Genomic DNA, 13,264 nt, shown 5'->3' on the forward strand with positions numbered 1-13,264 from the left:
TTTATACGTCCTTCGCCAGCTTGGCTTACACTGCGCGCCTATGACCCACATCCCTCACATCCAGATCACTGAACCGGCCGTCACCTGCTCGACGTGCGCGGCCTGCTGCTGCCAGCTGGAAGTCATGCTGATCACCGACACCGGCGTGCCGCATCGCTATATCGATACCGATGACTGGGGCGGCGAAGTGATGCTGCGCCTGGATGACGGTTGGTGTGCGGCGCTGGACCGGGACACGATGATGTGCACGATCTATGAGCTTCGGCCGTTGATATGTCGCGAATTCGAGATGGGTGCGCCGGAGTGCCTTGAAGAGCGTGCAGGTATTGCCACGGTCTATCGCTGATACTTGAATGAGTACAGTGGCTGACTGGCCAGATCCAGATCCAAATGTGGGAGGGGGCTTGCCCCCGATAGCGGTGGGTCAGTTATACATCTATTGGCTGACACTCTGCCATCGGGGGCAAGCCCCCTCCCACACTGATTTTCGTCGTTCTGACGCGTTACAACGGCATGGTGTAGTGCAGCGCGTAGCTCTCTACCCCATCGTTATTGCTGCTGATCCCGGCGTTGGAATAGTGCGTGGCACGAATGCCCACTTCATGCCCGCCGGCAAACCGCAGGCCGAAACCCAGGCGGTCTTCGAACTGGAAGGATTGACCGATGTTGTTATCTTCAAGCCGGGTGCGGGAGAACAACGCCACCCCGATCCCGGCCTCGATGTAAGGCTTGACCGATTCCCCGGCAAACTCATACACAAACACGGGCGAGAACGACAGGCTGCTGGCGCCTGCACGATCATCACCTTCCCAATACGTATAAGCGCCGCTCCAGTAGCCCGTCAGGCGACCGACGTTGCTCTGCATCCAGCTTTTGTCCCAATCCGAGGTCAGGCCCAGACGGTAGGTCAGCGTTGAATCGCTGGTGCTGCCCAGCCCGAACTCCAGGCCGGCGGCCTGGGTGGTAATAGAGTGTCCCACCATCACAGCCGCAATAGCAGCCATACAGAACAAGCGCTTCATAGAAACTACCTTTGCGAACGAAGTTATTGATTATTTACAGGCCATCTCGCTATAGAAGTCGGCGTAGAGCCGGAAGTTCAGCGAGATTTCACGAAATTTTCACGAGGCGAAGCTTCGCACAACTCCAGGATGTTTCCAAAGTGTTGGTAGGATATTTCTGAGGTGAGACACATCGCCGCTGGTCCAGAACTGCGCAGTCAGGGGGGCGCCGCCGGCCAGCAAATCCCGCTCGCCCAGTAGACGCTGGAGCTGGCGCGCGACGGCGGCGCCGGTGTCGATCAGACTGATGCTCGCGGGCAGCATCTGCGCCAGCAGTGGCTTGAGGAAGGGATAGTGGGTGCAGCCGAGGATGATGGTGTCGCAACCGGCGCTGAGCAGCGGTTCGATATAGCCCTGCAATAAATCGCGCAGGGCCGGGCTGTTCAAGTCGCCGGTTTCAATCAGCTCCACCAGGCCCGGACACGGCTGGGTAATTACCTGCACGTCGGTGGCGAAGCGGTCGAGCAAGGCGGCGAACTTGGCGCTTTGCAGGGTGCCGGTGGTGGCCAGCACGCCGACCACGCCACTGCGCGTCGCGGCAGCCGCCGGTTTTACCGCAGGCTCCATGCCGACCAAAGGCCAATCGGGGTAGTCCTGGCGCAAATCGGCAACGGCGGCAACCGTCGCGGTGTTGCAGGCAATCACGAATGCCTTGGCGCCCTGTCCGCGAAAAAATTCGGCAACCAGGCGCGAGCGCTCGCGAATGAAAGCCGGGGTTTTCTCGCCGTAGGGGATGTGCCCACAATCGGCCACGTACAGCAGTGACTCATGGGGCAATAATTGCTGGATTTCGTCGAGTACCGACAAGCCGCCGACACCGGAATCGAACACACCGATGGGCGCGTCCTTAACCATGTTGCGTCCCGCACACGCTGCAACCGGGGTCGCGTTTGACGCGCAGCTCGCGAAACCGCGTGCTCAATGCATCGATCAGCAACAAACGCCCCACCAGCGGTTCACCAAACCCGGCCAGCAACTTCAAGGCTTCCAACGCTTGCAGACTGCCGACCAGCCCCACCAGCGGGCCGACGACCCCGGCTTCGCTGCAGGTCAGCTCGGTGTCGCTGCCGTGCCCGTACAAGCAGTGGTAGCACGGGCTTTCGGGGCGCCGCGGATCGAAGACCGACAACTGCCCTTCAAGGCGAATCGCCGCGCCACTGATCAACGGTTTGCCGGCGACAACACAGGCCGCGTTGACCGCTTCGCGGGTGGAAAAGTTGTCGCTGCAATCGAGGACCACGTCCACCGCCGCAACGGCCGTCGCCAACGAATCGGCATCCAGCGCGGCGCGATGGGCGACCAGTGTGACCTCGGGATTGATCGCGCTCAGCCGGCCCATGGCCGAATCGACCTTGGTCTGCCCGACGCTGTGGGTGTCGTGGATGATCTGCCGTTGCAGGTTGGTCAGGTCGACCGTGTCGAAATCCGCCAGATGCAACGCGCCGACCCCGGCGGCCGCCAGGTACAACGCGACCGGCGCACCCAGCCCGCCCAGGCCGACGATCAACGCGCGGCTGTTTTTCAGGCGCAACTGACCGTCGATGTCGACCTGCTGCAACAGGATCTGCCGGCTGTAGCGCAACAGCTCGTGGTCGCTCAGCACGGGCGGCGCCCCAGGGTGATGCGTTCGTGGCCGCCGAGGTCGATGCGGCTGTGCACTTCGTCAAAGCCTTCACCGAGCAACAGCTCGCGCACGGCGCAGGCCTGGTCGTAGCCATGCTCCAGCAACAGACGGCCACCGACATTCAGGTGGGCCGGGGCTTGCTGGATGATCAGGCGCAGGTCGTCCAGCCCGTCATGGCCGGCCACCAGGGCGCTGGCCGGTTCGAAGCGCACATCGCCCGCTGCCAGGTGCGGATCGTTGGCGGCGATATACGGCGGGTTGCTGATGATCAGGTCATAGGTCTGGCCTTGCAGCGCGTCGAACCAATGGCTGTTGAGCACCACCGCATTATTGAGGTGCAGCCGCTGGCGGTTGCGCTCGGCCAGGGCCACGGCTTCCAGCACACGGTCGACGGCCGTGACCTGCCACATCGGGCGTTCACTGGCCAGGGCCAGGGCGATGGCACCGCTGCCGGTGCCCAGGTCCAGGACCTTGGCGGGCACCGCCTGCAACAATTCCAGAGCGGCTTCCACCAGCAGCTCGGTATCCGGACGCGGGATCAGCGTGTGGGGGGCGACCTCCAGGTCCAGCTTCCAGAAGCCTTGCTGGCCGAGGATATAGGCCACCGGCTCGCCGCCACGACGGCGTTGCAGGTAGTCGGCAAAAGTCAGGGCGTGCTCGCTGCTGACGATCTTTTCCGGCCAGGTGTGCAAGTAGCTGCGGGGCTTGCCCAGGGCGGCGGCCAGCAGCAGTTCGGCATCCAGGCGCGCGGAGGGCGAGTCGGGCAGGTCGGCGGCGCGCAACAGGCTGGCAATGATGGTCATTTATTCACCTATCGCCGCCAATTGGTCGGCCTGGTATTCGGCGAGCAGCGGTTCGATCACCGCATCCACGCCACCGGCGAGGATTTCGTCCAGGGAATACAGGGTGAGGTTGACCCGATGGTCGGTGACCCGGCCCTGGGCAAAGTTGTAGGTGCGGATGCGCTCGGAGCGGTCGCCCGAACCCACCAGCAACTTGCGCTCGCTGGCGATCGCGTTGGCGGCGGCACTGGTCTGCTGGTCATTCAACTTGGCCGATAGCCACGACATCGCCCGCGCGCGGTTCTTGTGCTGGGAACGTTCTTCCTGGCATTCCACCACGATACCCGACGGCAAGTGGGTGATTCGGATCGCCGAGTCGGTCTTGTTGACGTGCTGGCCACCCGCGCCCGACGAGCGGTAGGTGTCGACGCGCAGGTCCGCCGGGTTGATCTCGATCGCTTCCTGCTCGTCCGGCTCGGGCAACACCGCCACGGTGCAGGCCGACGTGTGGATACGACCTTGGGACTCAGTCGCCGGGACGCGCTGTACACGGTGCACGCCGGACTCGAACTTCAGCTTGCCATAGACGTTATCGCCTTCAACCCGCGCGATGACTTCTTTATAGCCGCCGTGCTCACCTTCGTTCTCGGAGAGGATTTCCACGCGCCAGCCGCGACGCTCGGCATAACGCGAGTACATGCGAAACAGGTCGCCGGAGAAAATCGCCGCCTCGTCGCCACCGGTGCCGGCACGGATTTCGAGGAACACGTTGCGCCCGTCGTTAGGGTCTTTGGGCAGCAACATGCGTTGCAGGTCGCCTTCCAGTTCCGCGAGTTTTTCCTTGGCCTCGCGCACTTCTTCCACGGCCATTTCGCGCATGTCCGGGTCGTTGTCCTTGAGCAGCGCCTGGGCGCCCTCGAGATCGGCCTGTACTTTCAGCAGGTTTTTGTAGGTGACCACAACCGGTTCAACTTCGGCGTATTCCTTGGAATAGGCGCGGAACTTGGTTTGATCGGAGATGACTTCGCCATCGCCGAGCAAGGCGGTCAGTTCTTCGAAACGATCCTGGAGTACATCCAGCTTATTGAGCAGTGACGCTTTCATTGCGGTTTTTTATCCGAAGAGCTATCTGACGCGCCCTCACCGAGGGCAAAGAGTTCCTGGGCCATGGCCAGCGCATCGAGGCGGCCTTCGGCGGTAAGCTTTTTCAACTGTACGCTGGGGGCGTGGAGCAGCTTGTTGGTCAGACCACGGGCCAACTGCATCAACACCTCTTCGGCGCTGCTGCCATTGGCCAACAGACGCTGGGCCTTGATCAGCTCCTCATCGCGCAGGCGTTCGCCCTGCTGACGATACGCCTTGAGCACATCCACCGCCGCCAGCTCGCGCAGGCGCACCATGAAGTCTTCCGCGCCGGTGCTGACCATTTCCTCGGCGGCCTGGGCGGCGCCCTGGCGGCTCTTGAGGTTCTCGGCGACCACTTCGTGCAAATCATCGACGCTATAGAGGTAAACGTCGTCCAACTCGCCGACTTCAGGCTCGATATCCCGGGGAACAGCAATATCCACCATAAAGATCGGCTTGTGCTTGCGCAGCTTCAACGCGCTTTCGACCGCGCCTTTGCCCAGGATCGGTAACTGGCTGGCGGTGGAGCTGATGACGATGTCGCTGCGTACCAGTTCCGCCGGGATGTCCGACAGCAGCACGGCATGCGCGCCGAACTGCTCGGCGAGGATGCTTGCACGCTCAAGCGTGCGGTTGGCCACCACGATACGCTTCACGCCCAGATCGTGCAGGTGACGGGCGACCAGGGTAATGGTTTCGCCGGCCCCGATCAGCAGCGCCTGGCTGCGCTGCAAATCGCTGAAAATCTGCTTGGCCAGGCTGACGGCGGCAAACGCCACGGACACCGGGTTCTCGCCGATGGCCGTGTCGGTGCGCACTTGCTTGGCGGAGTTGAAGGTGGCCTGGAAAAGACGGCCCAGCAGCGGGCCGACAGTGCCGGCCTCGCGGGCCACGGCATAGGCTGACTTCATCTGGCCAAGAATCTGCGGCTCGCCCAATACCAGCGAATCGAGACCGGCCGCCACGCGCATCATGTGACGAACTGCCGCATCCTCTTCATGCACATATGCGCTGGCGCGCAGGTCGTCGAGGTCCAAATGGTGATAATCGGCCAGCCAGCGCAGGACGACATCCGCCGAGAGATGCTCCTGCTCTATATAAAGCTCGCTGCGATTGCAGGTCGAAAGGATCGCAGCTTCGCGACTGTCGGTGAGCCGGCAGAGCTGCTGCAAGGCCTCAACCAACTGCTCCGGCGTAAACGCCACGCGCTCGCGCACGTCTACTGAGGCAGTTTTGTGGTTAATACCGAGTGCGAGGAAGGCCATTCAATATCGCTGATGATGTCGGGAAGCCGCCAATTGTCCTACTTCGAAAGATCCAGAACAACCACCGTCGTCTATTGTCCCTATACCTTATGCCTATCAATGCACTCTGTAGGAGCGAGCTTGCTCGCGAAAATCGTCAACGATAACGCGGGAAGCCTGGCGCTCAGCGGCGCTCTCAGGTTTTTCGCGAGCAAGCTCGCTCCTACAAATGAAAGGCAAAAGGCAGCAATAGTCGTATTACGGGTGCCCCGGTTATGTTTGGCCGAAGGCTTGTGTCATGATGATCCGACCGCAGGTTAGTCGTCCTCTTCCTATATGAATAGATCTTCCGCGTTGCTCCTTGCTTTTGTCTTCCTCAGCGGCTGCCAGGCCATGGCACCCGTGTCGCCGGACGCTGCACAGCCGGTAGAAGACAGCACCCCCGTCCCTGAAAAGCCCAAGGTTTATTCCTCGTTCAGCGAAGAAACGGTCTACAGCCTGCTGACCGCAGAACTGGCCGGCCAGCGCAATCGCTTCGATATTGCCCTGGACAACTACGTCACCCAGGCCATCAATACCCAGGACCCCGGCATTTCGGAGCGGGCGTTTCGCATCGCCGAATACCTGGGCGCAGACCAGGCCGCGCTGGACGCCTCGCTGATCTGGGCGAAAAATGCTCCGGACGACCTGGAAGCTCAACGTGCGGCCGCCGTGCAGCTGGCACGCGCCGGGCGCTATGACGATTCCATGGTGTATATGGAAAAAGTCTTGCAGGGCAAGGGCGACACGCATTTCGACTTTCTTGCATTGTCGGCTGCCGATACCGACCAGGACACACGCAATGGCCTGATGAAGAGTTTCGACCGCCTGCTGCAAAAGCACCCGAAAAACAGCCAGCTGATTTTCGGCAAAGCCTTGCTGCTGCAGCAGGACGATGAAGCCGACGCCGCCCTGAAGCTGCTGGAGCAGAACCCGCCGGAAGAAGGCGAGATCGCACCGATCCTGCTGCGCGCACGCCTGTTGCAAAACCTCAACCGCGGCAAGGAAGCGATTCCGCTGCTGGAAAAAAGTATCAAGAAATACCCGGACGACAAGCGCCTGCGCCTGACTTACGCGCGGATGCTGGTTGAGCAGGACCGCATGGAAGACGCCAAGGTGCAGTTCGCCAACCTGGTCCAGCAATACCCGGACGACGACGAGCTGCGCTATTCCCTCGCGCTGGTGTGCCTGGAAGCCAAGGCCTGGGACGAGGCCAAGGGCTATCTGCAAGAGCTGGTGGCGCGCGAAAGCCATGTGGATTCGGCGCACCTGAACCTCGGCCGCATCGCTGAAGAGCGCAACGACCCGCAGGCGGCCCTGCTTGAATACGCCCAGGTCGGCCCGGGCAACGACTACCTGCCGGCCCAGTTGCGCCAGGCCGATATCCTGATGAGCAATGGTCGTACCGACGAAGCGGAGAAACGCCTGGCCGCGGCCCGCGATGCCGAGCCGGACTACGCGATCCAGCTGTACCTGATCCAGGCCGAGACCCTGTCGGCCAACAACCAGGGCGAACGCGCATGGAAATTGTTGCAACAAGCGTTGCTGCAATACCCCGACGACCTCAACCTGCTCTACACCCGCGCCATGCAGGCGGAAAAGCGCAATGACCTGGCGCAGATGGAAAAAGACCTGCGCCTGATCATCAAGCGTGATCCGGACAATGCCATGGCCCTCAACGCCCTGGGCTACACCTTGTCCGACCGCACCACGCGTTATGCCGAAGCCAAGGTGCTGATCGAACAGGCCCACAAGCTCAACCCGGAAGACCCGGCCGTGCTCGACAGCCTGGGCTGGGTGAATTACCGACTGGGCAATCTGGATGAAGCCGAACGCCTGCTGCGCCAGGCCCTGGAGCGCTTTCCCGACCACGAAGTCGCCGCACACCTGGGCGAAGTGCTGTGGGCCAATGGCAAGCAACGCGAAGCGCGACAAATCTGGGAAAAATTCCTCAAGGAACAACCCGAAAGCCCCATCCTGCGCGGCACCATCAAGCGCCTGACCGGATCCGAGACCCTATAAGCTTATGTTCTTGCGCCACGTTATCGTTTTCAGTTTCATCGCCCTGCTCGCCGGCTGCGCGGGTTTTGGCTCCCGCGAATCCGTTGAAGGCCAGGGCAACCCGGCCCAATGGCAACAGCACAAAGACCAGCTCGGCAGCATCGACGGCTGGCAGATCGAAGGCAAGGTCGGGGTGCGCGCGCCGAAAGACTCCGGCAGCGGCACTCTATTCTGGCTGCAACGCCAGGATTATTACGATATTCGCCTCTCCGGCCCGCTGGGTCGCGGTGCGGCTCGCCTGACCGGCCGACCGGGGCAAGTGAGCCTTGAAGTGGCCAACCAGGGTCGCTACGAAGCGAGCTCCCCGGAAGAACTGCTGGAGCAGCAGATCGGTTGGAAACTGCCGGTCTCGCACCTGGTGTGGTGGGTGCGCGGCCTGCCGGCGCCCGATAGCAAAAGCCGCTTGAGCCTCAACGGTGACAGCCGCCTGGCCTCCCTGGAACAGGATGGCTGGCAGGTGGAGTACCTGAGCTACGTGCAACAGAACGGTTACTGGCTGCCCGAGCGCATCAAGCTGCACGGCACTGACCTGGACATCACACTGGTGATCAAGGACTGGCAACCGCGTAAATTGGGGCAATAACGTGACTGTCGCAAAACTCACGCTGCCCTCCCCCGCCAAACTCAATCTGATGCTGCACATCCTGGGCCGTCGTGAAGACGGCTACCACGAACTGCAGACGCTGTTTCAGTTTCTCGACTACGGCGATGAACTGACCTTCGCCGTACGTGACGATGGCGTGATCAAGCTGCACACCGAATTCGCAGGCGTGCCCCACGACAGCAACCTGATCGTGAAGGCCGCGAAAAACCTTCAGCAGCAATCCGGCTGCCCGCTCGGCATCGATATCTGGATCGATAAAATCCTGCCCATGGGCGGCGGCATCGGTGGCGGCAGCTCAAATGCCGCCACTACATTGCTCGGGCTCAACCACTTGTGGCAACTGGGCTGGGACCAGGATCGCCTGGCCGCGCTGGGCCTCACACTCGGTGCCGACGTCCCGGTTTTCGTGCGTGGGCATGCCGCATTTGCTGAGGGTGTGGGGGAGAAACTGACCCCTGTAGACCCCGAGGAGCCGTGGTATCTTGTGCTTGTGCCGCAAGTATCTGTAAGTACAGCAGAAATTTTTTCAGATCCGTTGTTGACACGTAACTCTTCTCCCATTAAAGTGCGCCCCGTTCCCAAGGGAAACAGTCGAAATGACTGCTTACCGGTTGTAGCAAGGCGTTATCCAGAGGTACGTAACGCTTTGAATTTGTTAGGTAAATTTACCGAAGCAAAATTAACCGGAACTGGAAGTTGTGTGTTTGGGGGCTTCCCAAGCAAAGCTGAAGCTGATAAAGTCTCGGCCCTTCTTACAGAGACCCTTACAGGGTTTGTAGCGAAAGGAAGCAACGTTTCGATGTTGCATCGCAAGCTGCAAAATCTGCTCTAAAAGGAATCGAGTGTTAGGCACTCGTTGCAACAGATACAGGGGCGTCGCCAAGCGGTAAGGCAGCAGGTTTTGATCCTGCCATGCGTTGGTTCGAATCCAGCCGCCCCTGCCATTTTCTAATACTCATCCAGGTTACCCTCAGCCTCTAGGTACTGCGCGTGTCCAAGATGATGGTCTTTACGGGGAATGCCAACCCCGATCTGGCTCGACGTGTCGTACGTCAGCTGCATATCCCTCTCGGTGACATCTCTGTCGGTAAATTCTCCGACGGCGAAATTACAGCCGAGATCAATGAAAATGTCCGCGGTAAAGACGTCTTCATTATCCAGCCGACCTGCGCTCCGACCAACGATAACCTGATGGAACTCGTCGTGATGGCTGATGCCTTCCGCCGCTCCTCAGCGACTCGAATCACAGCTGTAATCCCTTACTTTGGTTATGCCCGTCAGGATCGCCGTCCGCGCTCCGCACGTGTGGCCATCAGCGCGAAAGTCGTTGCTGACATGCTGACCGTGGTAGGTATCGACCGTGTGCTCACGGTTGACCTGCACGCTGACCAGATCCAGGGATTCTTCGATATTCCGGTAGATAACATCTACGGCTCCCCCGTTCTGGTGGATGACATCGAAGACCAGCGCTTTGAAAACCTGATGATCGTGTCCCCGGACATTGGTGGCGTCGTGCGTGCACGGGCTGTCGCCAAATCCCTGGGCGTGGACCTCGGTATCATCGACAAACGCCGCGAGAAAGCCAATCACTCTGAAGTGATGCATATCATCGGTGATGTCGAAGGGCGTACCTGTATTCTGGTTGATGACATGGTCGACACCGCCGGCACCCTGTGCCACGCGGCGAAAGCCTTGAAAGAGCACGGTGCCGCAAAAGTCTTCGCCTACTGCACGCACCCTGTGCTGTCGGGCCGAGCGATCGAAAACATCGAGAACTCCATGCTGGACGAACTGGTGGTGACCAACACCATCCCGTTGTCCGCTGCAGCTCAAGCCTGTTCGCGTATCCGTCAACTGGATATCGCACCGGTAGTTGCCGAAGCGGTTCGCCGCATCAGCAACGAAGAATCGATCAGCGCGATGTTCCGCTAAGGGTCAGACCTGCGGACCATCCACTGACGAAAAGCGCCCCGCCCCAGCATTCCGCTGGGGCGGGGCTTTTTTGCCCATATCGAGTTCGGCGCTGGTCGCAAACGCCCCTCGATGATGGCTATTTTGGAGATACAACATGAACGATTTTACCCTGAACGCCCAAGCGCGTACTGACCTGGGGAAAGGTGCGAGCCGCCGCCTGCGTCACGCCGCCAACATCCCAGCCGTTGTCTACGGTGGTAACAAGCCTGCTGAATCCGTGACCATTCTGGCCAAGGAAATCGCCAAGCTGTTCGAAAACGAAGCGGCCTACAGCCACGTTATCGAACTGAACGTCGATGGCGCCAAGCAGAACGTGATCGTTAAAGCGATGCAGCGTCACCCTTCCAAGCAGTTCATCATGCACGCTGACTTCGTTCGCGTTGTAGCCGGCCAGAAACTGACCGCTATCGTGCCTGTGCACTTTGTCGGTGAAGAAGCGCCGGTCAAGAAAGGCGGTGTTGTTTCCCACACCACCACCGAGATCGAAGTGACCTGCTTGCCGAAAGACCTGCCTGAGTTCATCGAAGTCGACCTGTCGAACGCTGAAATCGGCACCATCATTCACCTGTCCGACCTCAAGGCCCCTAAAGGCGTTGAGTTCGTTGCACTGGCTCACAACGACGACAAGGCAGTTGCCAACGTCCACGCGCCACGTGTTGTAGCTGAAGATGAAGCTGGCGAACCCGCTGCAGAGTAATACGCTCTGTAACGAAGGAGCTTGAGGAAACATCGCGGACCGAAACGTAGCGAGAAAGCGGGCGATAACGCGGCGTTTACTCTTGAGTAAATGATGTAATGTTGTCCACTTTCGCCGCACTCAAGTCAGGCGATGTTATCCACAACTCCAAAGGAAGGGCCCCTGTCGTGACTGCCATCAAACTGATCGTTGGCCTGGGAAATCCAGGCGCCGAATACGAACAGACCCGGCATAACGCGGGGGCCCTTTTTGTTGAGCGTATCGCCCACGCCCAAGGCATCAACCTTGTGGCCGATCGCAAATATTTTGGCCTGACCGGGCGTTTCTCGCACCAGGGTCAGGATGTTCGTCTGCTGATTCCCACCACCTACATGAACCGCAGCGGCCAGGCTGTCGCGGCGCTTGCGGGGTTCTTCCGGATCAAGCCCGAAGAAATCCTGGTGGCCCATGACGAACTGGACCTGCCACCCGGCGTTGCCAAACTCAAGTTGGGCGGCGGGCATGGCGGGCACAATGGCCTGCGCGACATCATCGCGCAGCTGGGTAATCAGAATAATTTCTACCGTCTGCGGCTCGGCATTGGCCACCCAGGCGTTGCCAGTATGGTTTCAAATTTCGTCCTGGGTCGTGCGCCACGCGCCGAACAGGAAAAACTCGATGCCAGCATCGATTTTGCCCTCGGCGTGCTGCCGGATATCTTCGCCGGTGAATGGAACCGTGCGATGAAAAACCTGCACAGCCAGAAGGCCTGACTTTTACCGAGGGGAAACACCATGGGATTCAATTGCGGCATCGTCGGCCTGCCCAACGTCGGCAAATCCACCCTGTTCAACGCCCTGACCAAGTCCGGTATTGCGGCGGAAAACTTTCCCTTCTGCACCATCGAACCCAACAGCGGTATCGTGGCCATGCCTGACCCGCGCCTGGCGGCGTTGGCGGCCATCGTCAACCCCAAGCGTATCCTGCCGACCACCATGGAATTCGTCGATATCGCCGGCCTGGTCGCCGGTGCCTCGAAAGGTGAAGGCCTGGGCAACAAGTTCCTCGCCAACATCCGTGAGACCGATGCCATCGCCCACGTAGTCCGCTGCTTTGAAGACGAGAACGTGATCCACGTCTCCAACAGCGTCGACCCCAAGCGCGACATCGAAATTATCGACCTGGAACTGATCTTCGCCGACCTCGACAGCTGCGAAAAGCAACTGCAGAAAGTCGCGCGTAACGCCAAGGGCGGTGACAAGGATGCAGTGGTCCAGAAGGGCCTGCTGGAGCAGTTGATCGCTCACTTCACCGAAGGCAAGCCTGCGCGCAGCTTGATGAAGAACATGAGCACCGACGAAAAAGCGGTGATCAAGGGCTTCCACCTGCTGACCACCAAGCCAGTGATGTACATCGCCAACGTTGCTGAAGACGGCTTCGAAAACAATCCGCTGCTGGATGTGGTCAAAGCCATCGCCGACGAAGAAGGTGCGATCGTTGTGCCGGTATGCAACAAGATCGAAGCGGAAATCGCCGAGCTGGACGATGGCGAAGAAAAAGACATGTTCCTCGAGGCACTGGGCCTGGAAGAGCCTGGCCTGAATCGCGTGATCCGCGCCGGTTACGAAATGCTGCACCTGCAGACCTATTTCACCGCCGGTGTAGAAGAAGTGCGTGCGTGGACCGTCAAGGTCGGCGCCACCGCACCACAGGCCGCGGGTGTGATCCACACCGATTTTGAGAAAGGCTTTATCCGTGCCGAGGTGATCGCTTACAACGACTTTATCCAGTACAAGGGTGAGGCCGGTGCCAAGGAAGCCGGTAAGTGGCGTTTGGAAGGTAAGGAATATATTGTAAAAGATGGTGATGTGATGCACTTCCGTTTCAACGTGTAATCGTTGCCTGCGTTTATTCCCGAAAATAGAAAAGCCGATGCAATGCATCGGCTTTTTTGTGCGCGCCTGTTCGCCCATCTTTAAGATGACACTATTAAATCTAATCCAGAGCATATTCAGAAAAATCCTATTTTATAAAATCATTTACTACTGAATAAGACTCCGCCCCTCTATAACGA

14 protein-coding genes and 1 tRNA gene are annotated in these 13,264 nt (G+C 59.6%); 9 read left to right on the forward strand and 6 right to left on the reverse strand.

Annotated elements, in window-relative coordinates; all coding sequences use genetic code 11:
* The first annotated feature begins 40 nt into the window (after positions 1-40).
* Positions 41-346: a YkgJ family cysteine cluster protein gene (locus TU82_RS24875; RefSeq protein WP_057725877.1), complete on the forward strand. Its 306-nt coding sequence runs from the start codon at positions 41-43 to the stop codon at positions 344-346.
* Positions 347-503: 157 nt separating this feature from the next.
* Here the strand turns inward: TU82_RS24875 and TU82_RS24880 are convergent, their stop codons facing one another.
* From TU82_RS24880 to hemA, 6 genes are all read right to left on the reverse strand, one after another.
* Entirely contained in the window at positions 504-1,022 is a 519-nt protein-coding gene (locus TU82_RS24880) for an acyloxyacyl hydrolase (protein ID WP_057725878.1), read from the reverse strand.
* Positions 1,023-1,121: 99 nt separating this feature from the next.
* Positions 1,122-1,916: a glutamate racemase gene (gene murI, locus TU82_RS24885; RefSeq protein ID WP_057725879.1), complete on the reverse strand. Its 795-nt coding sequence runs from the start codon at positions 1,914-1,916 to the stop codon at positions 1,122-1,124.
* Positions 1,909-2,664, reverse strand: coding sequence for a molybdopterin-synthase adenylyltransferase MoeB (locus tag TU82_RS24890; protein ID WP_057725880.1), 756 nt, complete (start codon positions 2,662-2,664; stop codon positions 1,909-1,911). The genes murI and TU82_RS24890 overlap by 8 nt, the downstream gene beginning before the upstream one ends.
* On the reverse strand, positions 2,658-3,488 hold the full coding sequence (gene prmC / locus TU82_RS24895; protein ID WP_057725881.1) for a peptide chain release factor N(5)-glutamine methyltransferase: 831 nt from the start codon (positions 3,486-3,488) through the stop codon (positions 2,658-2,660). Before prmC ends, TU82_RS24890 begins: the two co-directional genes overlap by 7 nt.
* Positions 3,489-4,571, reverse strand: a complete 1,083-nt coding sequence (prfA, locus tag TU82_RS24900) for a peptide chain release factor 1 (protein WP_057725882.1) — start codon at positions 4,569-4,571, stop codon at positions 3,489-3,491. It lies immediately after the preceding gene.
* A complete protein-coding gene (hemA, locus tag TU82_RS24905; protein ID WP_057725883.1) occupies positions 4,568-5,857 on the reverse strand; it encodes a glutamyl-tRNA reductase in 1,290 nt (429 codons plus the stop codon). Before hemA ends, prfA begins: the two co-directional genes overlap by 4 nt.
* Before the next feature lie 315 nt (positions 5,858-6,172).
* On the opposite strand from hemA, the gene TU82_RS24910 reads away from it, so the two are divergent.
* The 8 genes from TU82_RS24910 to ychF all read left to right on the forward strand — a co-directional run bounded on the left by TU82_RS24910 (position 6,173) and on the right by ychF (position 13,085).
* Positions 6,173-7,897 (forward strand): tetratricopeptide repeat protein, encoded by a 1,725-nt coding sequence (locus TU82_RS24910; protein ID WP_057725884.1) that lies wholly within the window; start codon positions 6,173-6,175, stop codon positions 7,895-7,897.
* 4 nt (positions 7,898-7,901) lie between these two features.
* On the forward strand, positions 7,902-8,519 hold the full coding sequence (gene lolB / locus TU82_RS24915; protein ID WP_057725885.1) for a lipoprotein insertase outer membrane protein LolB: 618 nt from the start codon (positions 7,902-7,904) through the stop codon (positions 8,517-8,519).
* A 49-nt stretch (positions 8,520-8,568) separates the two neighbouring features.
* Positions 8,569-9,372 carry a 4-(cytidine 5'-diphospho)-2-C-methyl-D-erythritol kinase gene (ispE, locus tag TU82_RS24920; RefSeq protein WP_231982815.1) on the forward strand — a complete coding sequence of 268 codons (804 nt, stop codon included), beginning with the start codon at positions 8,569-8,571 and terminating at the stop codon, positions 9,370-9,372.
* A 37-nt stretch (positions 9,373-9,409) separates the two neighbouring features.
* Positions 9,410-9,484: transfer RNA gene (locus TU82_RS24925), tRNA-Gln, on the forward strand.
* A gap of 46 nt (positions 9,485-9,530) precedes the next feature.
* On the forward strand, positions 9,531-10,472 hold the full coding sequence (locus TU82_RS24930; protein ID WP_003208392.1) for a ribose-phosphate pyrophosphokinase: 942 nt from the start codon (positions 9,531-9,533) through the stop codon (positions 10,470-10,472).
* A 136-nt stretch (positions 10,473-10,608) separates the two neighbouring features.
* On the forward strand, positions 10,609-11,211 hold the full coding sequence (locus TU82_RS24935; RefSeq protein ID WP_057725887.1) for a 50S ribosomal protein L25/general stress protein Ctc: 603 nt from the start codon (positions 10,609-10,611) through the stop codon (positions 11,209-11,211).
* A gap of 167 nt (positions 11,212-11,378) precedes the next feature.
* Positions 11,379-11,963 (forward strand): aminoacyl-tRNA hydrolase, encoded by a 585-nt coding sequence (gene pth, locus TU82_RS24940; RefSeq protein WP_003188350.1) that lies wholly within the window; start codon positions 11,379-11,381, stop codon positions 11,961-11,963.
* Between the two features lie 21 nt (positions 11,964-11,984).
* Positions 11,985-13,085 carry a redox-regulated ATPase YchF gene (gene ychF / locus TU82_RS24945; protein ID WP_057725888.1) on the forward strand — a complete coding sequence of 367 codons (1,101 nt, stop codon included), beginning with the start codon at positions 11,985-11,987 and terminating at the stop codon, positions 13,083-13,085.
* The last annotated feature ends 179 nt before the right edge of the window (positions 13,086-13,264 follow it).

The sequence above is a fragment of the Pseudomonas orientalis genome (genome assembly GCF_001439815.1).
Classification (GTDB): Bacteria; Pseudomonadota; Gammaproteobacteria; order Pseudomonadales; family Pseudomonadaceae; genus Aquipseudomonas; species Aquipseudomonas orientalis.

Coding starts and splice junctions, on each gene's coding strand:
- prmC (WP_057725881.1), bottom strand. CDS start 3,488: ATGACCATCATTGCCAGCCTGTTGCGCGCCGCCGACCTGCCCGACTCG.
- TU82_RS24935 (WP_057725887.1), top strand. CDS start 10,609: ATGAACGATTTTACCCTGAACGCCCAAGCGCGTACTGACCTGGGGAAA.
- ispE (WP_231982815.1), top strand. CDS start 8,569: ATGCTGCACATCCTGGGCCGTCGTGAAGACGGCTACCACGAACTGCAG.
- murI (WP_057725879.1), bottom strand. CDS start 1,916: ATGGTTAAGGACGCGCCCATCGGTGTGTTCGATTCCGGTGTCGGCGGC.
- TU82_RS24880 (WP_057725878.1), bottom strand. CDS start 1,022: ATGAAGCGCTTGTTCTGTATGGCTGCTATTGCGGCTGTGATGGTGGGA.
- lolB (WP_057725885.1), top strand. CDS start 7,902: ATGTTCTTGCGCCACGTTATCGTTTTCAGTTTCATCGCCCTGCTCGCC.
- ychF (WP_057725888.1), top strand. CDS start 11,985: ATGGGATTCAATTGCGGCATCGTCGGCCTGCCCAACGTCGGCAAATCC.
- hemA (WP_057725883.1), bottom strand. CDS start 5,857: ATGGCCTTCCTCGCACTCGGTATTAACCACAAAACTGCCTCAGTAGAC.
- prfA (WP_057725882.1), bottom strand. CDS start 4,571: ATGAAAGCGTCACTGCTCAATAAGCTGGATGTACTCCAGGATCGTTTC.
- TU82_RS24910 (WP_057725884.1), top strand. CDS start 6,173: ATGAATAGATCTTCCGCGTTGCTCCTTGCTTTTGTCTTCCTCAGCGGC.
- TU82_RS24875 (WP_057725877.1), top strand. CDS start 41: ATGACCCACATCCCTCACATCCAGATCACTGAACCGGCCGTCACCTGC.